This is a genomic window from Emcibacter sp. SYSU 3D8, from assembly GCF_039655875.1.
GTDB lineage: Bacteria > Pseudomonadota > Alphaproteobacteria > SMXS01 > SMXS01 > RI-34.
In genome coordinates this window covers 432,686-456,465 of sequence record NZ_JBBYXK010000003.1, presented here as the reverse complement: position 1 = coordinate 456,465, position 23,780 = coordinate 432,686, and the positions used below count along the sequence as shown (strand labels likewise).

The 23,780-nt window shown below is 65.4% G+C and carries 21 protein-coding genes and 1 riboswitch; of the genes, 6 read left to right on the top strand and 15 right to left on the bottom strand.

The window, feature by feature from the left end; genetic code table 11:
- Positions 1 to 744: a TylF/MycF/NovP-related O-methyltransferase gene (locus WJU21_RS13105; RefSeq protein ID WP_346323889.1), complete on the top strand. Its 744-nt coding sequence runs from the start codon at positions 1 to 3 to the stop codon at positions 742 to 744.
- A 304-nt stretch (positions 745 to 1,048) separates the two neighbouring features.
- Here WJU21_RS13105 and WJU21_RS13100 read toward each other — a convergent pair whose 3' ends face one another.
- Positions 1,049 to 1,858 (bottom strand): class I SAM-dependent methyltransferase, encoded by an 810-nt coding sequence (locus tag WJU21_RS13100; RefSeq protein ID WP_346323888.1) that lies wholly within the window; start codon positions 1,856 to 1,858, stop codon positions 1,049 to 1,051.
- 258 nt (positions 1,859 to 2,116) lie between these two features.
- Here WJU21_RS13100 and rfbF point away from each other — a divergent pair, with 258 nt between their 5' ends.
- From rfbF to WJU21_RS13075, 5 genes are read left to right on the top strand one after another with little or no spacing between them, the layout of a single operon-like run.
- On the top strand, positions 2,117 to 2,896 hold the full coding sequence (gene rfbF, locus WJU21_RS13095; RefSeq protein WP_346324065.1) for a glucose-1-phosphate cytidylyltransferase: 780 nt from the start codon (positions 2,117 to 2,119) through the stop codon (positions 2,894 to 2,896).
- Positions 2,893 to 3,978, top strand: a complete 1,086-nt coding sequence (gene rfbG, locus WJU21_RS13090) for a CDP-glucose 4,6-dehydratase (protein ID WP_346323887.1) — start codon at positions 2,893 to 2,895, stop codon at positions 3,976 to 3,978. The genes rfbF and rfbG overlap by 4 nt, the downstream gene beginning before the upstream one ends.
- Positions 3,975 to 5,306: a lipopolysaccharide biosynthesis protein RfbH gene (gene rfbH / locus WJU21_RS13085; protein WP_346323886.1), complete on the top strand. Its 1,332-nt coding sequence runs from the start codon at positions 3,975 to 3,977 to the stop codon at positions 5,304 to 5,306. The genes rfbG and rfbH overlap by 4 nt, the downstream gene beginning before the upstream one ends.
- 25 nt (positions 5,307 to 5,331) lie before the next feature.
- A complete protein-coding gene (locus WJU21_RS13080; protein WP_346323885.1) occupies positions 5,332 to 6,636 on the top strand; it encodes a hypothetical protein in 1,305 nt (434 codons plus the stop codon).
- A gap of 47 nt (positions 6,637 to 6,683) precedes the next feature.
- On the top strand, positions 6,684 to 7,958 hold the full coding sequence (locus WJU21_RS13075; protein ID WP_346323884.1) for a hypothetical protein: 1,275 nt from the start codon (positions 6,684 to 6,686) through the stop codon (positions 7,956 to 7,958).
- A gap of 43 nt (positions 7,959 to 8,001) precedes the next feature.
- Here WJU21_RS13075 and WJU21_RS13070 read toward each other — a convergent pair whose 3' ends face one another.
- The 14 genes from WJU21_RS13070 to WJU21_RS13005 all read right to left on the bottom strand — a co-directional run bounded on the left by WJU21_RS13070 (position 8,002) and on the right by WJU21_RS13005 (position 23,765).
- Positions 8,002 to 9,207, bottom strand: coding sequence for a hypothetical protein (locus WJU21_RS13070; RefSeq protein ID WP_346323883.1), 1,206 nt, complete (start codon positions 9,205 to 9,207; stop codon positions 8,002 to 8,004).
- Between the two features lie 228 nt (positions 9,208 to 9,435).
- Positions 9,436 to 10,644: a glycosyltransferase family 87 protein gene (locus WJU21_RS13065; protein WP_346323882.1), complete on the bottom strand. Its 1,209-nt coding sequence runs from the start codon at positions 10,642 to 10,644 to the stop codon at positions 9,436 to 9,438.
- A 125-nt stretch (positions 10,645 to 10,769) separates the two neighbouring features.
- Positions 10,770 to 11,987, bottom strand: coding sequence for a TIGR04063 family PEP-CTERM/XrtA system glycosyltransferase (locus tag WJU21_RS13060; RefSeq protein WP_346323881.1), 1,218 nt, complete (start codon positions 11,985 to 11,987; stop codon positions 10,770 to 10,772).
- 78 nt (positions 11,988 to 12,065) lie between these two features.
- Positions 12,066 to 12,845 carry an ABC transporter ATP-binding protein gene (locus WJU21_RS13055; RefSeq protein WP_346323880.1) on the bottom strand — a complete coding sequence of 260 codons (780 nt, stop codon included), beginning with the start codon at positions 12,843 to 12,845 and terminating at the stop codon, positions 12,066 to 12,068.
- On the bottom strand, positions 12,842 to 13,834 hold the full coding sequence (locus WJU21_RS13050) for an iron ABC transporter permease (RefSeq protein WP_346323879.1): 993 nt from the start codon (positions 13,832 to 13,834) through the stop codon (positions 12,842 to 12,844). The genes WJU21_RS13055 and WJU21_RS13050 overlap by 4 nt, the downstream gene beginning before the upstream one ends.
- Positions 13,831 to 14,676, bottom strand: a complete 846-nt coding sequence (locus WJU21_RS13045; protein WP_346323878.1) for an ABC transporter substrate-binding protein — start codon at positions 14,674 to 14,676, stop codon at positions 13,831 to 13,833. The genes WJU21_RS13050 and WJU21_RS13045 overlap by 4 nt, the downstream gene beginning before the upstream one ends.
- A gap of 4 nt (positions 14,677 to 14,680) precedes the next feature.
- The gene (locus tag WJU21_RS13040; protein WP_346323877.1) at positions 14,681 to 16,642 is read right to left on the bottom strand and encodes a TonB-dependent receptor; all 1,962 of its coding nucleotides are present in this window, start codon (positions 16,640 to 16,642) and stop codon (positions 14,681 to 14,683) included.
- A 166-nt stretch (positions 16,643 to 16,808) separates the two neighbouring features.
- Positions 16,809 to 17,004, bottom strand: a riboswitch (cobalamin riboswitch).
- Positions 17,005 to 17,060: 56 nt separating this feature from the next.
- Positions 17,061 to 18,557: an MDR family MFS transporter gene (locus WJU21_RS13035; RefSeq protein ID WP_346324064.1), complete on the bottom strand. Its 1,497-nt coding sequence runs from the start codon at positions 18,555 to 18,557 to the stop codon at positions 17,061 to 17,063.
- A 62-nt stretch (positions 18,558 to 18,619) separates the two neighbouring features.
- Positions 18,620 to 19,105 carry an isoprenylcysteine carboxylmethyltransferase family protein gene (locus WJU21_RS13030; protein WP_346323876.1) on the bottom strand — a complete coding sequence of 162 codons (486 nt, stop codon included), beginning with the start codon at positions 19,103 to 19,105 and terminating at the stop codon, positions 18,620 to 18,622.
- Positions 19,102 to 20,178 carry a type III polyketide synthase gene (locus tag WJU21_RS13025; protein ID WP_346323875.1) on the bottom strand — a complete coding sequence of 359 codons (1,077 nt, stop codon included), beginning with the start codon at positions 20,176 to 20,178 and terminating at the stop codon, positions 19,102 to 19,104. Before WJU21_RS13025 ends, WJU21_RS13030 begins: the two co-directional genes overlap by 4 nt.
- Positions 20,179 to 20,361: 183 nt before the next feature.
- Positions 20,362 to 21,246, bottom strand: a complete 885-nt coding sequence (locus WJU21_RS13020) for an SDR family oxidoreductase (RefSeq protein ID WP_346323874.1) — start codon at positions 21,244 to 21,246, stop codon at positions 20,362 to 20,364.
- Between the two features lie 74 nt (positions 21,247 to 21,320).
- Positions 21,321 to 22,112, bottom strand: a complete 792-nt coding sequence (locus WJU21_RS13015; protein ID WP_346323873.1) for an SDR family oxidoreductase — start codon at positions 22,110 to 22,112, stop codon at positions 21,321 to 21,323.
- Positions 22,105 to 22,998, bottom strand: a complete 894-nt coding sequence (locus tag WJU21_RS13010; protein WP_346323872.1) for an SDR family oxidoreductase — start codon at positions 22,996 to 22,998, stop codon at positions 22,105 to 22,107. Before WJU21_RS13010 ends, WJU21_RS13015 begins: the two co-directional genes overlap by 8 nt.
- Entirely contained in the window at positions 22,998 to 23,765 is a 768-nt protein-coding gene (locus tag WJU21_RS13005) for a glucose 1-dehydrogenase (RefSeq protein ID WP_346323871.1), read from the bottom strand. The genes WJU21_RS13010 and WJU21_RS13005 overlap by 1 nt, the downstream gene beginning before the upstream one ends.
- Positions 23,766 to 23,780 lie beyond the last annotated feature (15 nt).

Sequence of the window (23,780 nt, the reverse complement as noted above, 5' to 3'; positions counted from 1 at the left end):
ATGAAGCCGCTTGAGACCATAGACACGAGCCGCCTTCCATGGGTATCCATAGCCAAGCAGCTTGTTCCCCCTATACTATGGGGATTATTATACAAATGGCTGATTGTCAGAAATATTCCACAATCTGAATTATACAAACCCCATTACTCGCCTTGGCTGAATCATGAATTTCAAGAATTGTACGCGCATGTTTCGAATCATACCTTGGTTTCCGTGCAGAGCTGCTGGACACTTCACCAACTTCTTGCTCAATCTCTGAACGTTCCAGGCGACGTCATAGAGGCAGGCGTTTTCAAGGGCGGCACTGCGCGCTTGCTGCAACTGGGTCTGCAGCCGGGGCGGAGATTATTTCTATTGGATTCATTCGAGGGCATGAAACACGTCTCGGACAATGATCGACATAAGGCCGGTGACTTTTCCGATACGTCGCTTGAATCGGTACGCTCCTTCCTTGGAAACGATCCGTCCATACGTTTCATTAAAGGCTGGATTCCTAAAACATTCGAGAAAGTAGACAGTAATAATTTTTGCTTTGCCCACATTGATCTAGATTTATACCAAATCACTTCGGATTTATTACATTTTATCTATCCGCGTCTAGTCTCGGGCGGCATAATAGTCTTGGATGATTATGGATACGCATCGTGTCCCGGCGCACGGGAGGCCGTTGACGAGTTTTTTTCTGATAAGCCTGAACGCATACTGACGATGACGACCGCTCAAGCAATTATTATTAAGGTCTGAGCCACACCACTGCGTACGGCGGTATTTCTGACATAAAAACTACCGCACTTTGGTTTTTTACGGTGTGGCAAGGGGCAACATTCCTGCAAGCCCCCGGCCGCGCCCAAAGACGAAATAACGCCAGTGCATGCGCAGCAATCCAGTTCCAACTTTGAGGAAATGCCGCGGACCGGCGAGCGATAGTAAAGTCAGCGCCTGTCGAATAGCCGACATGTTTGAGCCTTTTTGGGCTATGCACCCTCTCAAATATTCATTTACCCCTAGAGAGCGCGAGTGTTTTCGAGGACTCCACTATGGATACGATTCAAGATTTAGAGTCTACAGCCGAGAGCCTGCATGCCACCATTAACTGGCACGGCATAATATGATCTACGTCATCAGCCAGTTCTTCAAGCCTGAGAATCTCCAAGCCTGCCACTTCGAGCATCCTCATCAGCGATTTCCTGCCAAAGAAATTGATGTGCTCATGCCAGTGCCGCTTCCTCGTACAGAGATCGCCCTGCCCGCCGTGGAGCCTGACCAACTCCTCGTGCGGCACCTCGATGTAGAGGATTGTCGCGTCGCCCATGCAGGCGGTGATCTGGGCGAGAAGGTCCAGAGGCCAGGGAATGTGCTCCAGCACATTGCTGCAGACGATCAGGTCGTAGCCGATCAAGCGCGCGGTTTCCAGGTCCACGCTCGTCGCCCCCGCAACCACGGCCTTCGCGCTGATGTCATGGACGTGGAACAGCTCCGCCCTGTCCCTGAAGGGCGTGTTGATGCCGGTGTCGCCGCCCCAGTCCAGCACGCGAAGGCGATTGGCGAGAAATGGAGACAGGAACGCCTCGACATGGGGAATGTGGGCGTCACCCGCGTTGAGCGCGTCATTGCGCGCGCGGTAGCCAGGTTCGTAATGCTCGCGTAGCGCGGTGTACTCCTCCTGCCGGTAGCCGCGATAGAGCGCCTCCATCTCGGTGTCGGTGAAGCGGATGTCGAGGAACAGCATCCCGCACTCTTCACAGCAAAGCGAATTGCAGATCGAATATGCATGGCCGTTGGGGATCGTGCGCAGCCCCCAGCTGTCGTCGATCTCCACCGGCACCCAGCCGAAAACCCGGTGCGCGACAAACGGCATCAGGATGGCCGGCGACCTTTGAAGCCGGCTGGAGCCGCAACAGATGCAATTGCCTGCAATTCGCTCCCGCATGATATGCCTCTCGCTGCCCATTGCTGAATGCTGGCACCCGGCGCGTTTCCATGCCGATACACGAAATCCAGGCTCCCCGCCTACTGGCCGTGCATCCCGAATTGCCGTAGGTTTGCGACAGAGGCAAGGTTATTCCACTATCGACGGGCGGGCTGCCGTTTCATGGCTGAGGCACAATCTGGCACCATCAAGGCCGTGATCCTGGCCGGCGGGCGCGGCTCGCGGCTCAGCGAGGAGACCGACGCCAGGCCCAAGCCCATGATCGAGATCGGCGGCAGGCCGATCCTGTGGCACATCATGAAGATCTACGAACAGGCCGGTGTGCGCGATTTCATCATCTGCCTGGGCTACAAGGGCGCGCTGATCAAGGAATACTTCTTCAATTATGCGCTGCGCGAAAGCGATGTGACCATCGACCTGCGCTCGGGCCTGACCGTGCACCGGAACGAGGCCGAGGACTGGCGGATCACGCTGGTCGATACCGGCCTGGACACGCAGACCGGCGGCCGGTTGCGCCGTGTCCGGTCCTATCTGGGCGATGACGAACTGTTCTGCATGACCTATGGCGACGCGGTCGCCGATATCGACATCGCCCGCGAGATCGCCTTCCACCGCAATCACGGCAAGCAGGCGACCGTCGCGGCGGTGACGCCGATCGCCCGCTTCGGCGCGCTGAACATCAAGGGCGACCGGGTCGAGCGCTTCGAGGAAAAACCCAGCGGCGAAGGCGGCCTGATCAACGGCGGCTATTTCGTGCTGTCGCCCGGCGTGCTGGACCTGATCCCGGGCGACGGCACCTATTGGGAGCACGAGCCCATGGAGGCGCTGGCGCGCCAGGGCGACCTGATGGCCTGGCGGCACGCCGGCTTCTGGCAGCCCATGGACACGCTGCGCGACCTGCGCCACCTGGAGCAGCTGTGGGACAGCGGCGCGGCGCCGTGGCACACATGGCGCAAGACGCCGTGAGCGCGTTTCCGCAGCCGTCGTTCTGGCGCGGCAAGCGGGTGCTGGTCACCGGCCATACCGGCTTCAAGGGCGGATGGCTGAGCCTGTGGCTGGATCGGCTGGGCGCCGAGGTTGCCGGCTATGCATTGCCGCCCGACACCGACCCCAGCCTGTTCGCGCTGTGCCGGATCGGCGAGATCGCCGAACATCATGTGGGCGACGTGCGCGATCCGGACGCATTGCAGCGCGTCATGGCGGCGTTCCGCCCCGACATCGTGTTCCACCTGGCGGCGCAGCCGCTGGTGCGGGCGTCCTATGCCGATCCGGTCGGCACCTACGCCACCAATGTCATGGGCACGGTGAACCTGCTGGAGGCGGTGCGGCGCACCCCCAGCGTGACCGTCGCGGTCGTGGTGACCAGCGACAAATGCTATGCCGAGGACACGGGCCGGCTGCCCTATGGCGAGGGCGACCCCATGGGCGGGCGCGATCCCTACAGCAGCAGCAAGGGCGCCGCCGAACTGGTGACGGCCGCCTATGCCCACTCGTTCCTGGCCGCCCGTGGCTGCGCCGTTGCGACAGTCCGCGCGGGCAACGTGCTCGGCGGCGGCGACTGGGCGGTGGACCGGCTGGCCGCCGATATCATGCGCGGCCTGCTTGCCGGGCAGGAACCGGTGCTGCGCAACCCCGGCGCCGTCCGGCCATGGCAGCACGTGCTCGATCCGCTGCGCGGCTATCTGCTGGCCGCCGAGCACCTGGCGCGGACCCGTCCCACGGCACCGGCAACCTGGAACTTCGGCCCCGATGCGGCAAGCGAGGTCACGGTCCGGGAAGTGGCGGGCATGCTGTGCGACCTGTGGGGCGACGGCGCAAAGATCCAGGTCGCGCCGCAGCCGGATGCGCCGCACGAGGCGCACATGCTGCGCCTGTCCTCGGACAAGGCGCGGCGTGAACTGGGCTGGACGCCGGCCCTGCCGCTGGCGGATGCCCTGACGGAGACCGTCGCCTGGTTCCGGGCCTGCCAGCGGGGCGACGACATGCGCGCGGTCAGCCGCGGACAGATCGAGCGCCATGGCGGCCTGGCCATGAAGGCCGCCCAATGAGCGCCCGGCCCGAAGACAGGACCGAGGCCGAGGCGTTGCGGGACGAGATCCTGCGCCTGGTGGCCCGCTATGCCGAGGTGGCCCATGCCCCCGCCGGTTTCGACCCGGCGCGGTCGCCCGTGCCGGTGTCGGGCAAGGTCTATGGCGCGCCGGAGATGACCACGCTGGTCGACGCGGCGCTCGACTTCTGGCTGACCACGGGCCGGTTCAACGACGCCTTCGAGGCCGGCCTGTGCGCGGCGCTGGGCGCGCGCTATGCCCTGAGCTGCAATTCGGGATCGTCGGCCAATTTGCTGGCCGTGACCGCGCTGACCAGCAGCATGATCGGCAAGGACGCGCTGCGGCCGGGCGACGAGGTGATCACCTGCGCCACCGGTTTCCCCACCACGGTGAACCCGATCCTGCAGAACGGGCTGGTGCCGGTGTTCGTCGACGTGGACATCCCCACCTACAACATCCGGCCCGACAGGATCGAGGCGGCGATCACGCCGCGCACCCGCGCCATCGTGGCGGCGCACACGCTGGGCAATCCGTTCGACCTGGGCACGGTCATGGCGCTGGCCGCGAAATACGATCTCAAGGTGATCGAGGATTGCTGCGACGCGTTCGGCGCGACCTATGACGGCAAGCCGGTGGGCGGCTTCGGCGATGCGGGCACGCTGAGTTTCTACCCCGCCCATCACATCACCACCGGCGAAGGCGGCGCGGTGTTCACCAACAGCAGCCACATGAAGCGGGCGCTGGAATCGATCCGTGACTGGGGCCGCGACTGCTGGTGCGCGCCGGGCGCCGACAACACCTGCAAGCAGCGCTTCGGCTGGCAACTGGGCAGCCTGCCGGCAGGCTACGACCACAAATATATCTACAGCAATCTGGGCTACAATCTGAAGATGACCGATCTGCAGGCGGCGGTGGGCCTTGCCCAGCTGGACCGGCTGGACGGTTTCGTCGCCGACCGGCGCCGCAATTTCGCCCGGCTGCGGCAGGCGCTCGAGCCGCTGCAGGATGTGCTGATCCTGCCCGAGGCGACACCCCGTTCCGAGCCGTCCTGGTTCGGTTTTCCGATCACCGTGCGGGCCGGCAGGCGCGTCACCCGCGACGGGCTGGTGGCCCACCTCAATGCGGCGCGCATCGGCACCCGCAACCTGTTCGGCGGCAATTTGACCCGCCAGCCCTACATGGCCGGGCGCGACTTCCGCGTGGCCGGCGACCTGTCCGCCAGCGACCAGGTGATGAACGACACCTTCTGGGTCGGCGTCTATCCGGGCCTGGGCGAGGCACAGATCGAGTATATCGCCGCACAGATCGGCCTGTTCTGCAGGTCATGACCGGCATGCGCGGACATCCATGCCGATGACGGCGCCCGACTTCCCCGCCAACAGCCTTGTTGCCCGGTGCGGCCCGAGCCTGATCGGCTTGGCCGCTTTCGGCGTCATGGCGCTCATCGCGTGGCTCGGGGCGCCGTATCAGTCCATTCTCCAATGGTGGGGCATTCAGCCTGGCGACCGGCTGTTCATCGACAGCGAGGCGGTGCTGCTGGCAATGGATTGCTGGCGTCAGGGCGCCGACGTCTTTGTGCCGAACGCCTGCATGGGCGGCGGCTACTACAGTTACTCGCCCACTCTCCTGAAGGCCGCCCTTCTGCCGATAGGCCCGGAAGACACGGTGGTGGTTGGCATGGCCGTGATGGCGGCCTTCCTCGCATCACTCTGCCTCCTGCCTCCGGCGCAATTATGGGGCGAGCTTGGCCTGCGCTGCGCCGCCGTTCTTTCGACGGCCGCGGCCTTTGCCGTCGAACGCGCCAATGTGGACGTCATCGTGTTCGTGATCACGATCCTTGGACTGTGGCACCTGTCCGGGCGCGGCGCCGCCCGAGCGCTCGGCTATGGCGCCTTCCTGGTCGCGGCCGCGGTGAAGTTCTATCCCGTGACGCTGCTGGGCCTCGTGGTCCGCGAACGTTTCTGGATCGCGGTGGCCACCGCCGCCGCCGCACTCGCCGCGCTTGGCCTCGTGTTGCTTGGGTCCGGCGACAAAGTCCGGGAGGCCGTGCAACTGGCGCCCGCCTGGCCACCGCTCTACGACGTGTTCGGCGCCCGCAACCTGCCGCTGCTTGTGAGCCAGATGGTCGGACACACGGAGTCCGCCGCGCTCAGGGCGCCGCTGCCGGCGACGGGATGGTTGACCATGGCCGTGCTCGTCGCAGCCGCCGCGTGGATCGCCAGCCGTTCGGCCGCAGCCGACGCCCGGCGCTGGCCGCTCGTGCCGGCCCGCGAAGCAATTTTCATGATCGGCGGCATGGTTATCGTGCTCGGCTGCTTCATTGCCGCGCAGAATGCCAGCTACCGGGCGATCTTCCTGCTCGCGGCCCTGCCGGGATTGGTAACGCTTGTGCGGGGCGGGCAAAGCCGCGCCTTGTTGATTGGCGTCATGCTTCTCCTGTGGGGCGACCTGTTCCGCCACCTTGAAAGAATGATCGCTTTCCTCGCCATTGGCGGGAGCGCCGGCATCATCCTCGACATCGTGTTCTGGACACTCCGGGAACTTCTGTGGTGGGCGGTTATGGCCCGATTCGCAGCCTTGATCGCCGTGTTTGTGTGGTTTACGGACACCGGAACGAGGTTCAGGACGTGGGCCCGAGACCTGATGGTTGCCAGATAGTGTTTCGCAGGCCGTTGATTTACCGGATCGCCCCGCCGCTTGCGGCCATGGCGCTCTTTCTTGTCATGACCTGGCTCTACATGGCCGGGCACCAGACGCTATACGCGTCGATCCTGTCGAATTACGGCATTCTCCCGTTCAAGACACCGTTTCTCGATATCGCCCAGCCGCTTGCCGCCTGGGAATGCACGCGGCTTGGTCTCGATGTCATCGAGACCACCTATTGCGACCCTCTGCTCCGCCCCACCAACTATCCGCCCATCTGGATATCGCTGTCCTGGATACCGCTGGACGCGGCCGATACGGCCATCGTGGGCTGGTTCATGGGCCTGGCGTTCGTGCTCACACTTTTCGCCCTGCCCGCGGCGCGGTCGGCGAGCAATGCAGCGACGATGGCTTTGGCGTGCACCTCCACCATGGTGGTGTTCGGCGTCGAGCGGGCGAACATCGACATCTCGCTTTTCACGCTTTGTGCCGCAGCGGCCTGGCTGTTGCTCGGGCGGCCCATATGGCGGGGCGCGGGCTACGCGCTGTTCCTGGCCGGCGCCGCGCTGAAATATTATCCGATCGTCCTCGTGGTCATGGCGGCACGCGAGAGGTTGCGGGTCTTCGTGGCCATCGCGCTTGTATCGGCCATTCTCGTGCTGGCGTTCTTCCTGACGTATCACGACGAAATCTGGCGGGGCGCACGCTTCATTCCGGCCGGCCTGACGCCGGATATATTCGGCGCGAAAAACATTCTGCTGGCGGCCGACCTGGTCAGTGAGACGGTGTTCGCCGGCTCAGACAGCGCGATGCTGCTGCTGAGGATCGCGGCGGCCCTGATCTATGTGCTGCTGGCAATATCGCTGATCGCGACGGTCGCGCACACCATGCGCAATCCGGCCTTTGCCGACGGCATGAAAAGCCTAGCGCCCAGCGAGCATGTGTTCCTCGCAGTCGGCAGCATCCTCATGGTGGCGTGTTTCTTCGTGGTACAGAATGTGGGCTATCGCGGCATATTCCTCCTGTTCACGCTGCCTGGCCTGATGGCCATGGGGCGCGAAGCCGGCGATGACAAGCTGCGGCGCGTGTTCAACGCTGCCGTCTGGGCGATCCTGTTCCTCATGTGGAGCGACGGGCTGCGCACCCAACTGGTTCACTTGCTGGCCGCCCTTGATGTGTCCCTGCTGATCCGCATGGTGGCCATTGCCGGGTTCTGGCTGGTGCGCGAGTTGGTATGGTGGTGGGTTATCGCCCAGCTTTGCGCAGTCGCGGCAAGATTTCTGCTCGCCAGCCCGATCACGCCGAGCATCCGTGCCCTGGTGAAACCCAAACGGTGACCGGCCGGCACCCGGCTGCCGGTTCCGGCGGCGGGGACGCTGTCTAACCCGTGCGCGGCATGTGGCGGACAAACCGCCAGAACAGATAGCCGTACATCACCGCGACCGTCGTGGTGGTGACCAGATAGGTGACGGAGAACGCCAGGGCGCTATGACGGGCGGCGAACCAGATGATCACCATCGACGGCACCGTCAGCAGCAAATTGGGAATCACGCCGGGATCCGCGCGCTGCGACCTGATGGCAATGGCAAAGCAGTTGGTGACGTAGCTGATCGGCGTGATCGCCAGCACCAGCCAGATCACCGGAATCTGCGGCAAACGCGCGGCCATATACGGGCTGTATTCCCGGATGACGCTGCAGGCGATGCCGGCGCCGGCGAAGAACAGCACCGCCAGCGCGGTGCCGATGGTGAAGGTGCGCCGGAAAGCCTGTTTGAGTTCGCCGCTCCGGCCCTGATAGTAAAGGCTCGCATATAATGCGGTCTGGCTCAGCGGCAGCACCGAGGCTGTCGCCGCCATCAGATAGGTCAGCACGAGCACCAGGCCGATCTGGCCCGCAGCGGCCGCTCCTTGAACCGCCAGCAAAATCGGCGTCAGCAACCGCGTCGTCAACAGGACGGCCAGGCTGTTGAGCAGGCTTTTCCATTGCATCGGCCACAGTTCCTCGCGCCAAAGAGCGAACAGGGAACCTGGACCCGCAAGGGCGGGAAACTCGAAGCGAAAGAACAGGATCAGCGCCAACAGCACCGACCGGACCGACACGGCGGCGGCGATCGCCCACAACTCCTGCTGGAACGCGATCAACCCGACGAACACGGTGCTGGCGGCGATTTCGATCCAGAAATTGGCCCGCCACACGGCATGACGCCGCCCGGTGCCTTCCACATAGGCGAGCGCCAGCGTCAGCACGAGCTGGATGCCCGATATGGCACAGAACGCGATCCACGGCCAAAGCCAGCGCCCCGCATCGGCATTACCCTTGAGCAGCAGCGCCGCCCCGCCGAGGAACAGCACCGCGCTGGTAACCGGCACGGTGGGCAAGGCAGCGGCCAATGCCGCGCGGCCGACCGATCCCGCCTGTTCCGGCGGCCGGGACGAGGCCGCGAGGAGAAGCGAATAGGTAAGCCCCAGATCGCCCACGACCGCGAAAGCCGACAGGGCGGTCACGGACAGGAAGACACCGATGCGCGCCGGGTCGAACAAGGCAAGGGCCAGCGCGCCGCCGAGAAATATGGCGAGCGCGCCCACGAGCCGCGTCCCGAGCGCGTAAAGGCCCGTCGGTGACCGATCCGCGCCATCCTCCCAAAACAATTTGAGAATATTGGCAATCATCGCGACGAAGACGCCCGACAACGACCGGCGCGTCTGCGAAGCACGCAACAATTGCCGCAGCAGGATTGCTCGTTCATGGACTTCCGCAGGCCGGCGCACAAATGGGCGTCAACACGCCCGGCCACCTGGCAGCGGCTTCCTTCATCATGAGGTTCCGCCATGGGCTGGAACGTGACCCCGCGCCGATCCGCCCCGTCCCGCCAGTTCGAGCCATGCCCGCGCCATCGCCACGCCGAGCAGCGCAATCTGGGCAAGCGGCCCCATGGGGATACCGGTTTCGATCCCCACCACACGCGACAAGGCGGGCGTGATGAAGACGAGGGCGAGAATGGATTTTTCCCACGGCATGAACCCGCCGGCGGACCGGGCGGCGCGGACCAGCCAGAAGATGGCAAGGGTGCTGAGCACCATGTCGTACATCAGTGCGACCGGCACGGCGACCAGCGCCGCCGACGCCAGTACGGCGGCGCGCACCGGCAGGCTGAGGCGCTTCCACCAGACGAAGCCGACCGCGACCGCCGCGGCCACGGTCATCAAACCCTGCAAGGCATAGGCAAGTGGCACGGGAATGCCGACAAGCCGCGCCCCGCCAAATGGCGTGACGAACGCGGCGAGGTCGATGATGCCATCCTCGTAACTGCCATGCGCGCCGGTCGCCAGTGCGATGTAATCGTGCCAGGTCTGGTACCCGAATATCCCCAGGGACAGCGCGGCGACCGCCAGCAGCGAGAAAGTCGCGCCGGCAAAGGCGCGCCAGTTGCCGCCGGCTGCCAGCGCCACCGGGATCAGCAGGCCGAAATGGGGCTTGTAGCAGACCAGCCCGAACAACAGGCCCGCAAGGACAGGCCGCCGGTCGACCAGCAGCAGCGCCCCGCCGAAGAGCGCCGCTGTCAGGAACGAGTTCTGGCCCAGTCCAAACGCCCAGTATGCGGCCGGGCTCGCCAGCGCGAGCACCCAGCCGGCCCAGCCGGTTTCGCCCAGCGTCTTGCGCGCAACCAGCAGAAAGGGCGCGAGGGTGGCGAACTGGAAGACATAGAACGCCGGCAGGTAGGGCAGAAACCCCAGCACGACGCACACCAGCAGAAACACCGGCGGATAGTAGAAATACAGGTAATCCACGTCGGGGAAGGTGGCGCGCCGCTCGGCGGCCAGATGCGCTGCCTGGTCATAGGCGAGGTGCGGCGTCCCGTCGGCCGCAAGGCTTCCCGCGGCATAGAAGCTGGCAAAATCCGTGGTCGGCATCTTGTCGAGCGGCACGATCAGGCCGTGCGTGCCAATGGCGAAGAAACCCAGCACCAGGACATTGATGACGACCAGCAACACCGCGTAACCCAATACGCGCTCGCGGGTCATCCAGGCGCCCGTTTTCAGTTGGCGAAGCAGCGGAAGCGGCACCATGCCCTCGTGGTCGCGGGGCCCATGTCAGCCCGTTTTATCAGCCCGTTTTGTCAGCGACCGGATTATGCGGTGACTTGGAGTCAGCGGCCAAGCCGTTTCTTGGCGAGCCGCTCGTAAACGGGGCGGTAACGGGCGACACTGTTGGCCCAGGTCCGATCCTCGGTGACGTAGCGATAGGCCTCGTCGAGCAGGCGCGCCGACCGTGCCGGATCGGCGATCCAGCCGTTCACCGCCGCGGCGATGGCGTCCGGGCTTCCGGCCGGAAACAGCAGACCGGTGACGTTGTGGGCGATCAGTTCGCGGTGGCCGCCAATGTCCGAGGCCAGCACCGGCTTGCGCTGCGCCATGGCCTCCAGCGGCTTCAGCGGGGTCACCAGCTCGGTCAGCCGCATGGGATGGCGCGGATAGATGAAGCCGTCGACCAGCGCATAATACCGCTCCACCTCCTGATGCGGCACCCGGCCGGCGAAGATCACGGCATCGCCCAGCGACAGCCGTTCGGCCTGCGCCTTCAGCGCCACCTCTTCCGGTCCGCCGCCGACCAGCAGCAGCTTTACCCGCGGGGTGCGCGCCAGGATGAACGGCATGGCCTCGAGCAGCAGGTCGAGGCCTTCATAGCCGTAGAACGAGCCGATGAAGCCCAGCACCACCGCGTCATCCAGCCCGAGCCGGGATTTCAGCGCGGCATCTGCCGCTTCCGGGTGGGCGAATTCGTCCGGGTCGACGGCATTGGGGATGACAATGACGTTTTCCTCGGGCACGCCGCGCTCAAGGATGTCCTGGCGCAGGCCCTCGCAAATGGTGGCAACCGCGTCCGCCGCCAGCACCGCATCGGTTTCGAGATGCCGCGCGATGCGGTAACGGATGCCATTGGCCCGGAACGTGCCGTGGGCAGCAGCGGCATCTTCCCAGAATGCCCGGATCTCGTAGACCACGGGTATGCCGAGCTTTTTTCCCACCGATAGCGCCGCGCGGGCATTCAGCACCGGCGAATGGGCGTGGATGATTTCGGGGGTCACCTGCCGGGCCACGGCCTCGAGCCGCCGCGCCAGCACGCCCACGATGGCCTGGTCCTTGACCAGCGGCAGCGAGCGCGTGAAGGCGGGTGGCTGTCCGGACCGGTAAAATTCAAAGCCGTCGACAGTCTCCTGGAAATCCCGATCGGTGCCCTGTTTGGGACCAGTCACATGCGCCGTCTCCCAGCCCAGCGCCCGCTGCTGCCGCAGAATCGCCAGGCTGCGGAAGGTGTAACCGCTGTGCAGGGGAATGGAATGGTCGAAGACGTGCAGGATACGCATGCGGCTGCCCGGTCGGGAACGAGGTAAATCTTTATACAGACAAGGTGAGCCGCCCGAAACGGTCAGCGCCGGCAATGATCAGAGATCGCCGACGCGCTCCCACGGCACAGTAACCCGCTGGCCGTCATGGATGTGGTGGATCACCGCCACGCGGTAGGCGGCCCGGACGTTCTCGTCGACCAGCACCTCGGCAGGCGGCCCGTCGGCCAGCAACCGGCCTTCCCGCATCAGCAGCAGCCGGTGGCAGAACCGCTCGGCCAGGGTCAGGTCGTGCAGCACGGCGACGACCAGCGCGCCCGCCTCGGCATAGGCGCGCAACACCTCCATGATCTCGATCTGGTGATAGGGATCCAGCGCGGCGATGGGCTCGTCAACCAGCAGGACCGGCGCCTTCACCGCCAGCGCCCGCGCCAACAGCGCGCGGGCCCGTTCGCCGCCCGACAATGTATCGACCAGCCGCGACGCGAAGCCGGTCATCGCCGCCAGCGACAACGCCTTGTCGATGGCAGCCCGGTCGGCTTGTGAAAGGGCCTGGAACGCGGCGCGGTGCGGCAGACGTCCCAGCGCCACAAGATCGCGGACGCTGAACGGCCAGTGCACCGGCTGGCTTTGCGCCAGATAGGCGACGGTGCGGGCGAAGGCGCGGCGGCTGATGCGGCGGACCGGCGTGCCGTCCACCTCGACGGTGCCGCCGAACGGCACCAGATCGGCGAGTGCGCGGATCAGGCTGGTCTTGCCGGCGCCGTTGGGGCCGATCAGGCCGACGAGCGCACCCGGTCCGGCCTCGAAGGTGACTCCCGCGACGGCGGGCAGCGCGCCGAAGGAAACGGTCATGTCGATGGTGCGGATCGTCGTCATGGCCCGCGCCGCCGGGTCTTGAGGATCAGGTGCAGGAAGAACGGCGCGCCGATCAGCGCCGTTACGACACCCAGCTTCAGCTCGGGCCCGCGGACGGGCAGGCGTACGAGGATGTCGGCGGCCAGCAGCACCGCCGCGCCCGCCAGCGCGCTGGGCAGCAGCAGCCGGCTGGGATGATGGCCGATCACGGGCCGCAGCAGGTGCGGCACCACCAGGCCGACGAAGCCGATCATGCCGGTGACCGAGACCATGGCGCCGACCGCGAGGCCGGTACCCAGGATCACCTTCACGGTGGCGGCGCGCGGGCTGAATCCCAGGCTGCGGGCGGTGTCCTGACCCAGGCTGAGGGCGTCAAGCGCCCTGCCCGATGTCAGTACCAGCGCCATCCCGGCAACGGCGAAGGGTGCGGCGAAGACCACATGGCTCATGCTGCGGTCGGCCAGAGATCCCAGCATCCAGAACACGATCTCCAGCGCCGCCCACGGGCTGGGTGCAAGATTGAGAGCGAGCGAGGTCAGCGCGCCGGCGAACGCGTTCACCGCCACGCCGGCAAGGATCAGGGTCATCACGTCCACGCCGCGCCCGGCCAGCGCATAAAGCAGTGCCAGCGCCACCATGGCGCCGACGAAACCGCCCACGGGCACCGCCAGCGCACCGCCGAAGAGGCCGAAATAGAACACGACGACCGCGCCCAGCGCCGCGCCGCTGGAGGCGCCCACCAGACCGGGTTCAGCCAGCGGATTGCGCAGCAGGCCCTGGAGGGCGGCGCCGCAGAGACCGAGTACCGCACCCGTCAGCAGGCCCAGCAGCGCGCGCGGCAAGCGCACCTGATAGAGGATGATTTCGGTCACGCCCGGATCAAGATTGCGGGTCGCGGGCAGCCATTCGCCGCCGCGGCCGACGAAGATGGACAGCGCGAACAGCCCGGCCACCAGCACGGCAAGACCGGCGCAGACCGCCACAATTCGGGCATTTCCGGCCGGCTTCATCGGGACATCGCCAGCGGCCGAACCTGGTCGCGCAAGGTCTGCGCGGCCTGCGCCAGATAGGGCGTGCCGCAGTTCCACAAAGCCGTGGGGACACTGACCACCGGCCGGTCGCGCCGCAGCGTGTCGAGCGCCGGGTGCTCCAGCACCAGATTGGCCATGGACGGCGCGTCCATGCGGTACTCGCCCAGGATCAGCAATTGAGGTTCGGCGCGCAGCACCTCCTCGACACTCATGCTCACCCAGCCCGACTGGCCCGGCCGGGCAGCAATGTTGACCAGGCCGAGATGGGCGAGGACATCGTTGAACAGGCTGGGTATGCCGGCCGAGAAGCCGTTGGCGCCGTAGACCAGCGACCGGTAGCGCAGGTCGGCAAGCGATCCTCTTGTTTTCGCCAGCGCAGCATCGAAGGAGCCGATCAACGCCTCGCCCCGCGCCGGATCGTCCAGCGCGGTAGCGATCTCGCGGATGTTGGCGCGGACTCCGGCGAAGCTGTCGGCGACCGGGACGGTATACACGCTGATGCCCTGGCGTTGCAGCATGGTGACGGCAAGCGGCGAGTTGCTGCCGTCGGCGAATACCATGTCGGGCCGCAGCCGCAGCACTTCTTCCGCCAGGCCGTGATTGGGCGTATAGCGCGCCGCCTGCCGCCACATGGCGGAATCCTCCACATCCTGGGTAACCCAGTGAACCGACAGGATGGTGTTCGGATCGGCAAGCAACATGACGAGCTGGTCGGTGCACAGGCCCATGGACACGATACGCCGCGGCGCCGCGTCGGCGGACGCGGTGGAAAGGACGGCGAGCAGGCCGAACAGGATGCCGTACCAGCCCGCCGCCTTCATGACGTCAATCTCCCAGTTTCAGCCGCAGGCCGCCAAAGGCGCCGATGCCGGGCGACCGGTAGGAGAACACTTCCTCATAGTGCTGGTCGACCAGATTCTCGATCCGGCCGTAGATCTCGAGGCTGTCGGTAAGCTTGTAGCTGGCCGCCAGGGTGACCAGCACATAGTCGTTGAGGGTGACGATCGATTCCGGCGTCGAACTCGCGAACTCGTTGTCCAGCTGCCTGCCGTTGTACGACACGTCCAGGTTGACGTTGCCGCGCCCGGCCGCGAACCCGTAATTGGCGTTGAAATTGCCCATGTGCCGGGGCCGCCGCACCTCCGGCGCGCCGCCCGGCTGGCGTGAGTCGGTATAGGTATAGCTGCCACCGATGGACAGGTTGTCCGTAAGCTGCGCCGAGAGCATGACCTCGACGCCGTTGCGCCGGCTCTTTCCCACCAGGTTTTCCACGGTGGTCGAGAATCCGGCAAATACGGTGACGATCTCGTTTTCCAGGTTGGCATGGAAATAGGTGACATCCAGCGTCAGCCTGTCGCCAAGGAATTTCTGTTCGATGCCCACGTCGAAGCTGCGCGACTCCTCCGGCTTGAGGGCGGGATTGCCGATAAAGAAGTCCGGATAATAGCCGAACAGCTCGAAGAACCCCGGATTGGTGACCGCCGTGCCGTGGCTGGCATGGAGCCGCGTGCCGGTCTGCTTGTGCTGCCAGGCAGCCGCGAGCCGGTAGGTGGTGGCATTCCTGAACATGCGGTTGTCGTCGTGGCGAATGCCGGCCGACAGAAACAGCTGGTCCGCGAGCCCGACCCGGTACTCGGCGATATAGCTGTTCTGGGGTTCGGAACGCTTCTGGTTCTCGAGGGCGTCGGGCACCGCGCCATGATTCTCGAAATCCTGCTCCTCGCGCTCGAACGCCACCGTCACATGATGGTCGGCATCGAGAAACGACGGCGTCTGGAAGTTCACCGTGTTCTGGTATTCGAACTTCAGCCGCGAACCGTGGTTGCCGGTCAGGTCGTCGCTGGGATTGATATATTCGCGCCTGGTGTCGGAATATTGCACCGACGCCTGGTGCACCCAATGGTCCTCGAAAAGCGACAATTCGCCCTGGACGCGGCCATAGAACAGCTGGTTCTTCTGCTGGTCCAGCGTATCGATGACGAGGCCCTCGGTCGGCGTCGGCGGCCAGTTGAAATCCTGGGCGTCGGTGTCGTTCTTGCTGGTCACGTAGCGGCCAACGGCATCGATGCGGAAATTGTCGGTGACCTGGGCCATGCCCTTGCCGCTGAAGCTGAAGACCCGGGCGCCGTCCTTCTCGCTTCCATAGCGGGAAAGGTTGGTGCCGTCGGTACCGTAATAGCCAGCCGAGAAGGCCCCGTTCAACCGCTCAGAGCCACCGCGCAGCAGCATCGTCGCCTGCCGTTCGGCGAACGATCCGCCCTCGATCGCTGCCTCGGCGCTGAATCCGGGCATGCCGCCCTTGGTGATGATATTGATGACGCCGCCCAGTGCATCCGAGCCATAGAGCGCGCTCTGGGCACCGCGCAGCACCTCGATACGCTCGATGCCGACAGCCATGAGCGAGGCGAAATCGAACTCGCCGTTGAAGTTCAGCTCGTTGGCCTCGACGCCGTCGACCAGCACCAGCGTGTGGTTGCCTTCGGCCCCGCGCATGCGGACCTGGGTAAGCTGGCCGGGGCCGCCCGAGCGGCTGACGGCGATGCCGGGCACGCTGCGCAGCAGGTCGGAGATGACCGGGTTCTGACGCTGCTCGATATCCTCGGCCGTCAGCACCGAGATGGCGTTACCGATGGTGTAGGCCTCGGCCGGCGCGCGCGAGGCGGTCACGAAGATCGTGTCGCCGGGCAGCACGCCATCGGCCGCAAGAGCCGGTGCCGCGGCAAGGCCAGCCAGTGCGGTGGAGACAAGAAGAACAGACTTGGATCGGTTGGTCCGGTTGTGGGGCATTGGTTTCCTCGCAGCCACTTGGTTGGAGGCTGGACGCACGCAATGCCGCCGCGCGAGCGCGCTGCCGGTCATTTGTTGCGAGGGCATGTATCGTCCCATCCGCGGCGTCCAACCCATTCACAGGTGTCGCCACAGCGGAAATCCGCACCATCCACTACCCCGGTAGCTGGAAGGACGACGCGATGGCAGGTCTCCTGGCTCGCGGGTCGTCGCCCCGATACACCTTCCCAGGACGGATCCCAGTGGCTCTTCGTATCGGAACTCGCCGCTTACAGTTGCGGGGACAGCCACGGCCGGAGCGATACGTGCTCTTCCGTGTTCCCTTTGAAGCCCTTTCGGGCACCATCGGGCGGGAAACTACGCCCGCCGCCGGACAAAGGCAATTGTGCAGAATTCGGTGGCTGCCCTGCGGATTTCCTCAGGCAGATCGCGGGGCCGGACGGCGGTAGGCCGACGAGGACACCAGCGGCAGCACCAGCAATCCCAGCGCCATGAAGCCGGTCAGCAGGAGCCAGGCTTCATTGATGGCAAGAACCATGCCGGCTTTCTCGACCAGCGGCCGGGCGAACCCAATCACCGAGGCCTCCACGTTCTCGAGCGGCACGCCCTTGAAGAATTTCAGCGGCAGGCCGACGAACGCCGCCGCCTCGCGGCTGCCGGCCATCAGCTCTGCCGCCAAATGATGGCCATGCCCCTCGGCACGGCCATAGACAACGGTATCGATCAGCGCGATGCCGATGGCGCCGCCCAGATTGCGCATCAGGTTGAACAGGCCGCTGGCATCCGCCACCCTCTCGGGCGGGATATGGCCCAGCGCCAGCCGCGTGGGCGGCAGCAGGCAGAGCATGATCGCCGAGCCGCGCACGATCTGCGGCCACAGCATGTCGTCGAAGCCGGATCGCGGCGTCTGGAAATAGCTCATGGCGAGTCCGGCTCCGAACAGCGCGAAGCCGCAGGCCGTCAGCCAGCGCGCATCGTAGCGCCGCTCGAGCAGCACCACGATGGGCGCTGTCGCCAGCTGGGCGAGGCCGGTGACCAGCATGACCTGGCCGATTTCGAACGGACCGTAACCCCGGACGAACCCAAGGAAGACGGGCATCAGATAGACCGAGCCGAAAAGGCCCACGCCGAGCAGGAAGCTGAGGCAGCAACCGACGGCGAAGGCCCTGTCGGCGAAGGCCCGCAACTCGACGATGGGCCGCGAGCGCGCCAATGTCCGCCGCACGAAGCCGACGCCGCTTGCCAGGCTGAGCGCCAGCAACGCCAGCACGAGACCAGAGGTCCAGCCCCGGCCAGGTGCTTCCTTGAGCCCGATCTCGAGCGCCGCGAGCGCCAGGGCCATCAGGACGAGGGCGAGCATGTCGATGGTTCGCAAATGGCCGGGATCGGGCCGCTCGCGCGGCAGGAAGGCCATGACCGCCGCCCCGGCCACGAGTCCCGGCGCGATATTGATCAGGAATAGCCAGTGCCACGACCAGGTTTCGGTTACCCAGCCGCCGACCAGCGGTCCCACGGTAGGCGCCAGCACGGCGAGCACGCCGGCAATGGTGGTGGCGATCCCCTGCAGCCGGTACGGAAACAGCAGGAATACCGCCGCGAACACCAGCGGGATCAACACGCCGCCGGCGAATCCCTGCACCACCCGCCAGGCGATCAGGGTCGCGAAGCTCTCGCTGAGCGCACATCCGAGCGATGCGGCGCTGAACACCAAGATGGCGGCGAAAAACAGTCCCCGCATGGTCAGCACCCGGGTCAGCAGCCCGGTCAGCGGAATGGCGATGATCTCGGCGATGAGATAGGCGGTCTGGATCCAGCTCACGAGATCGGGCGGGATGGCGAGCGCGCTCTGGATGGCGGGCATCGACGTCACCACCACCTGCACGTCGAGGATCGCCATGAACATGCCCAGGCACATGGCCGCAAAGCCTGCCCACACCGTCAGCGGGACGGGTCGGCTATCGTCGGCGCGCGGTGGGGTCACCGGGCAAGCGCCCGGTTTTCGGCGCGGATGCGGATTGTCAGCACGGCGGCATTGAGCAAGGTGAAGACCACCCCATACCAGCCCAGCCCGAACACCAGCGGCAGCACCATGATCTCGCCAGCGACGACGCAATAATTGGGGTGGCTGAGGAAGCGGTACGGTCCCCGCCGTACGAGAGGCGCGCCGGGAAGCACGATGATCCGGGTGGTCCAGCGTGGACCGAGCGTGACGAGAACCCACACACGCAGCAGCTGGAGCGCGGCGAATACGGCAAGCCATGCCAGGTTCACCGGCGTGTCCGGCGCCAGCCACCACAGGCCGGCAAGCCAGGCGCCGTGCATCAGCACGATCAACGGATAGTGGCCCGGCGCGACTTCCACGGCGCCCTGCGCCAGCAGCCGCGCGGTGTTGCGGCGGGCCAGCACCAGCTCGCCCAGCCGCTGCAGCGTGACGAAGACGAGCACGCCGACCGCCAGACTCACGCCGCCCTCGCCAGCGACAGGCAGCCGCAGGTAAAGCCGGGGCCGAGCGCGGTCATTACCGTTCGTTCCGGCAGGCCTTCCCGGAGCACCCGGTCCAGCACGAACAGCACGGTGGGCGCCGACATGTTGCCGTGATCGGCCAGCACCGCCCGCTCGTGATCGAGAGCTCCCTGCTCCAGATGCAGGGTCTGCTCCAGCGCGGTCACCACCTTGGCGCCGCCCGGATGGCAGACGAAACGGCCGACGCTGTCCCGGCCGACACCGATGCGCGCCAGGATGCCGTCGATGGCCGGTCCTACGTTCTCGCGGGCGAAAGGCGGAATCTCACGGTCGAAGATGACACCCAGACCCACCTCGTCGACACTCCAGCCCATGATGCCGAGCGTGTCGGCCCACAAATGCTCGCCCGCGCCTTCGATCCGGGCGAATCCCGCGCCGCCCGTGCGCACCACGGCGGCGGCGGCGCCGTCGCCGAACAGCGCGGTGGCGACGATGTTGGCCTTGGTCAGCTTGTCGAGCCGGAAGGCGGCCGAGCAGATCTCCACCGCCACCACCAGCACCGTGGAACCCGGCCGGGCGCGGGCCAGCCGGCCGGCAATGGCGGTACCCTGGACGCCGCCCGCGCAGCCCAGCCCGAAAACCGGCACCCGCTCGATGTCAGGCCGGAAGCCCAGGCGGGAATGCACACGCGCGTCAAGGCTGGGCGTGGCGATGCCGGTGGAGGAAATGCTGATGATTGTATCCACCTCGGCGGCGGTGCAATTGGCGGTTGCCAGCGCCTTTTGCGCCGCGTCGACGAACAGGTCGCACGCGCCGTCGAGATAGGATTCGGTCCGCTCGTCCCAACCCCGCGGCTCGAGATACCACTCGACCGGGCGGATCAGATGCCTGGCGGCGATGCCGGCGGTGGCGAAAACCCTCTCGAGACGTCCGAAATCGGGATACCGCGCCGAGAATACGTCGCGGGCGACACGCGCCGCCTCGGCCTGGGTCAACAGATGCGGCGGGACCGCTGTTGCGATCGACAGCAGGCTTGCCTGCGGCCCATTCGATGTTTGGGTCGGAATATACATGGCGACGACCTCTGCCAGCCACCTTGACCCGCCGAAAATCGGCGTGGCGGCGCGGGCGACCCTTGTACAAGTATTGCTCAACCCGAGCCTGTCAACGCGCGTGGCTGCGCCAGGAGACAATCCCCGCCGATTTAGTCAGTAATCAAAACCGGTTGACGTTAGCTGACCGGGAGTCGACCAAACTCAGGCGCTGTGCCGCCGGTCATAACCAATACTGTCCTGCGTCACGTAGATCGGCTCACGCTCGGGCTCCAGCAGCGTGAGGCGGCCATGGCACAGATTGATCATCTCGCCAGTACGGCCATTCGGGCCTTCCTTGAGGATATCGGCGACCACCTGGGCGGAATCCTCGGGCCGCATCCATGTGGCGGCCAACTCGGGCGTGACCGCGTCGCCCAGGAAATTGCGCAGCATGGACGTGTCGGTGGCTCCCATGGCCATGCCGTTGACACGGATATTGTGTGGGCGCAGCGCCTTGGCCCAGGCATAGGTCAGCGCGTAAGTCGCGTATTTGCTGGAATCGTACACGTCGAAGACGACGCTGCCGCCGGTCGGCCGGGGCGAGTCCGCCCACGGGCAGGTATCGAGATGAGGGCACAATTCGCGCGGTGAGCCGCAGGTGACGCCGTGGTCGGTGCCGATATTGACGATATCGCCGCCACCGCGCGCGATCATGCCGGGTATCACGGCACGGCCCATCAGATACTCGCCCTTCAGATTGGTCCCCACCATGCCGTCATAGTCGGCCAAGGTCTTGTCCAGATCGTCATGGGACGAGCTGACCCAGCACTTGCCGGCATTGTTGATCAGGATGTCGACACCGCCGAAGCGGGCGTTGGTGTCATCGACGAACTGGCGCACCACCTTCGGATCGGAGACGTCGCCGACCACCGCAAAAGCCTTGGTGCCGCGGCGCTCCAACTCGTTCGGCAGCTCCAGGATCTCCGGCATGATATCGATGACGGCGACGTTGCAGCCTTCCCGCGCCAGGACCTTGGCATAGGCGCGGCCGATGCCGATGGCCGCGCCCGTGACGATGGCGGTCTTCCCGATAAGCGACGCTGGCATTGGCGTTCTCCCGTCAGCCTTGAAGGAGGTTCGCCGGCGGGACATCCCCTTCCCGCCGGCGAACCGGACTTGTCTCAGGCCACGCCGGAGATGCGCTTGTGCGCTTCCTTGCGCGGGCCGAGCTCGACCGGGTAACCGACCCAGGCGCCGATGTTCTCGCCGGTGCGGCCGTCGCTGAACAGGTCCATCATCAACTGGGCGATCTGCGCCGGCTGCATCACCACCTTGGCCATGTCCGCCGGCAATTGCTTGTCCGGGAACAGGCCGCGCAACATGGGCGTGTCGGTGGCGCCCATGCACAGGGCGTTGACACGGATGTTGAACTCGGCGAGCGCCTTGGACCAGGCATCGGTGAAGCCGTTCAGCGCCCACTTCGACGCGTTGTAGAGATCCGTATCCGGCGAGTTGGTGCCGTCGCTGCGGGCGGGCAGCACGTAATAGGTGCTGATGTTGACGATATCGCCCGAGCCGCGGGTCTTCATGTGCGGCACGCAGGCGCGGGTCAGCATCAGCACGCCCTTGAAGTTGGTGTCCATGATGAAGTCGAAGTCTTCGACGGCCTGATCCCAGGACGTATCGACCGGTGTCCTGCGCCAGGTGCCGGCATTGTTGACCAGAATATCGATGCCGCCCAGCTCGGCCGCGGCAGCGACCACCTTTTCGACATCAGCGCGCTTGGAGACGTCGGCCTGCAGGCCGACGACAGTGGCGCCGGTCTCATCGGCGATGCGTGTCGCCACGCTCTCGATCCTGTCCTGCACGTCGAAGGCGAGGACGGTGGCGCCTTCCTGCGCCAGCCTGCGGGCGAAGGCCTCGCCCAGACCCTGGGCCGCGCCGCTGACGATGGCGATCTTTCCCTTAAGCATCGACAGTCTCCCTCGTAGTGTAGCCGACGCTCTCGGGCGTCACGTAGATGGGCTTGCGTTCCGGCTCCAGAACGGTGGGCCGGCCGACGCACAGATTGATGGTCTCGCCGGTACGGCCGCCCGGGCCTTCCTTCAGGATGTCTACGACGACCTGCGCCGAATTCTCGGCGGTCATCCAGGTCGCGACTTCTTCTGGCGTGGCGCGGTCGCCATAAAAGTTGCGGATCATCCAGGAATCGGTCGCACCCATGCACATGCAGTTGACGCGGATGTTCTGCGGCTTCAGGGCCTTGGACCAGGCAAAGGTCAGCGCATAGGTGCCGTATTTGCTGGCGTCATAGATGTCCATGACCGTGCCGCCACCGGTCGGACGCGGCGAATCGCCCCACGGACAGGTCGACAGATGCGGGCAAATCTCGTTGGGCGAGCCGCAAGTGACACCGTGGTCGGTGCCGATATTGACGATCTCGCCGCCCCGGCCCTGTTTCAGCAACTGCGCAATGACGGCGCGGCCCATCAGATACTCGCCGCGCAGATTCGTGCCGACCATGCTCTCGTAATCGGCCAGCGACTTGTCGAGGTCGTCCTCGACCAGGCTGACCGAGCACTGGCCCGCATTGTTGATCAGAATGTCCACGCCGCCGAATTTGGCGATCACGTCGTCCACGAACTTGCGCACGGTCGCGGGTTGCGACACGTCGCCCTGCACGGCATATGCCTTGACGCCGTGCTTCTCCAGTTCGCCCGCCAGATCGGCGATCTCGGCCCGCAGGTCGATAACCGCGACATTGCAGCCTTCCCGGGCCATGGCCCGGGCATAGGCGTTACCGATGCCGACAGCGGCGCCGGTAACGATGGCAGTCCTGCCTTTCAGCGATACACTCATCAGCGTCCTCCCGCGACGTCCAGGAACTGGCCCGTCGTCCACTCGGCGGCAGGCGATGCGAAGAAGCAGGCCGCCGCGGCCACGTCTTCGGGATACCCGGTACGGCCCAGCGGCGTCGCCTCGGCGGCCATTTTCAGGGCCTGGTCGTTGGTGATGTTCAGGGTTTCCTTGAACATGTCGGTGACCACGATGCCCGGTGCGATGCAGTTCACGGTGATCTTCTTGGGAGCAAGTTCGACCGCCATGGTGCGGGTGAACGCGATCATGCCGTTGTTGGCCGACGAATAGGCGCCGAAACCGGGCGACGCATTATGCGCCGCGACCGAGATGATGTTGATGATGCGGCCGCCGTCCTGCATGCGTTTGGCGGCCTGCTGCGAGCCCCAGAACTTGGTCTTCATGTTGAGGGCGATCTGCTCGTCCCACTTTTCCATGGGGATTTCGGGCAGCGGATACATTTTGCGGTCCAGATTGCCGCCGGCGTTGTTGACCATGATGTCGAGGCCGCCCAGTTCGGCGACGACCCGGTCGAGCACCTTCGGGATGGCGTCCCAGTCCATGACGTCGGCCGAGATGGCCAGGCTCTTGCGGCCCAGCGCCTGAATTTCCTTTGCCACATCGTCCACGTCTGCCTGGCGGCGGGCGATGACGGCAACGTCCGCGCCGCATTCGGCGAACGCGATGGCGATCCCCTTGCCAATGCCCCTGCCGCCGCCGGTGACGACCGCGACCTTGCCGTCCAAGCGGAACCGCTCGTGCATTCCCATCAGTATCTCCCTGTT

Coding starts and splice junctions, on each gene's coding strand:
- WJU21_RS13005 (WP_346323871.1), bottom strand. CDS start 23,765: ATGGGAATGCACGAGCGGTTCCGCTTGGACGGCAAGGTCGCGGTCGTC.
- WJU21_RS13025 (WP_346323875.1), bottom strand. CDS start 20,178: ATGTATATTCCGACCCAAACATCGAATGGGCCGCAGGCAAGCCTGCTG.
- WJU21_RS13055 (WP_346323880.1), bottom strand. CDS start 12,845: ATGACGACGATCCGCACCATCGACATGACCGTTTCCTTCGGCGCGCTG.
- WJU21_RS13020 (WP_346323874.1), bottom strand. CDS start 21,246: ATGCCAGCGTCGCTTATCGGGAAGACCGCCATCGTCACGGGCGCGGCC.
- WJU21_RS13080 (WP_346323885.1), top strand. CDS start 5,332: ATGACGGCGCCCGACTTCCCCGCCAACAGCCTTGTTGCCCGGTGCGGC.
- WJU21_RS13010 (WP_346323872.1), bottom strand. CDS start 22,998: ATGAGTGTATCGCTGAAAGGCAGGACTGCCATCGTTACCGGCGCCGCT.
- rfbH (WP_346323886.1), top strand. CDS start 3,975: ATGAGCGCCCGGCCCGAAGACAGGACCGAGGCCGAGGCGTTGCGGGAC.
- WJU21_RS13035 (WP_346324064.1), bottom strand. CDS start 18,557: ATGTGCCTGGGCATGTTCATGGCGATCCTCGACGTGCAGGTGGTGGTG.
- WJU21_RS13075 (WP_346323884.1), top strand. CDS start 6,684: ATGGCGCTCTTTCTTGTCATGACCTGGCTCTACATGGCCGGGCACCAG.
- WJU21_RS13045 (WP_346323878.1), bottom strand. CDS start 14,676: ATGAAGGCGGCGGGCTGGTACGGCATCCTGTTCGGCCTGCTCGCCGTC.
- WJU21_RS13105 (WP_346323889.1), top strand. CDS start 1: ATGAAGCCGCTTGAGACCATAGACACGAGCCGCCTTCCATGGGTATCC.
- WJU21_RS13060 (WP_346323881.1), bottom strand. CDS start 11,987: ATGCGTATCCTGCACGTCTTCGACCATTCCATTCCCCTGCACAGCGGT.
- WJU21_RS13015 (WP_346323873.1), bottom strand. CDS start 22,112: ATGCTTAAGGGAAAGATCGCCATCGTCAGCGGCGCGGCCCAGGGTCTG.
- WJU21_RS13100 (WP_346323888.1), bottom strand. CDS start 1,858: ATGCCGTTTGTCGCGCACCGGGTTTTCGGCTGGGTGCCGGTGGAGATC.
- WJU21_RS13040 (WP_346323877.1), bottom strand. CDS start 16,642: ATGCCCCACAACCGGACCAACCGATCCAAGTCTGTTCTTCTTGTCTCC.
- WJU21_RS13065 (WP_346323882.1), bottom strand. CDS start 10,644: ATGACCCGCGAGCGCGTATTGGGTTACGCGGTGTTGCTGGTCGTCATC.
- WJU21_RS13050 (WP_346323879.1), bottom strand. CDS start 13,834: ATGAAGCCGGCCGGAAATGCCCGAATTGTGGCGGTCTGCGCCGGTCTT.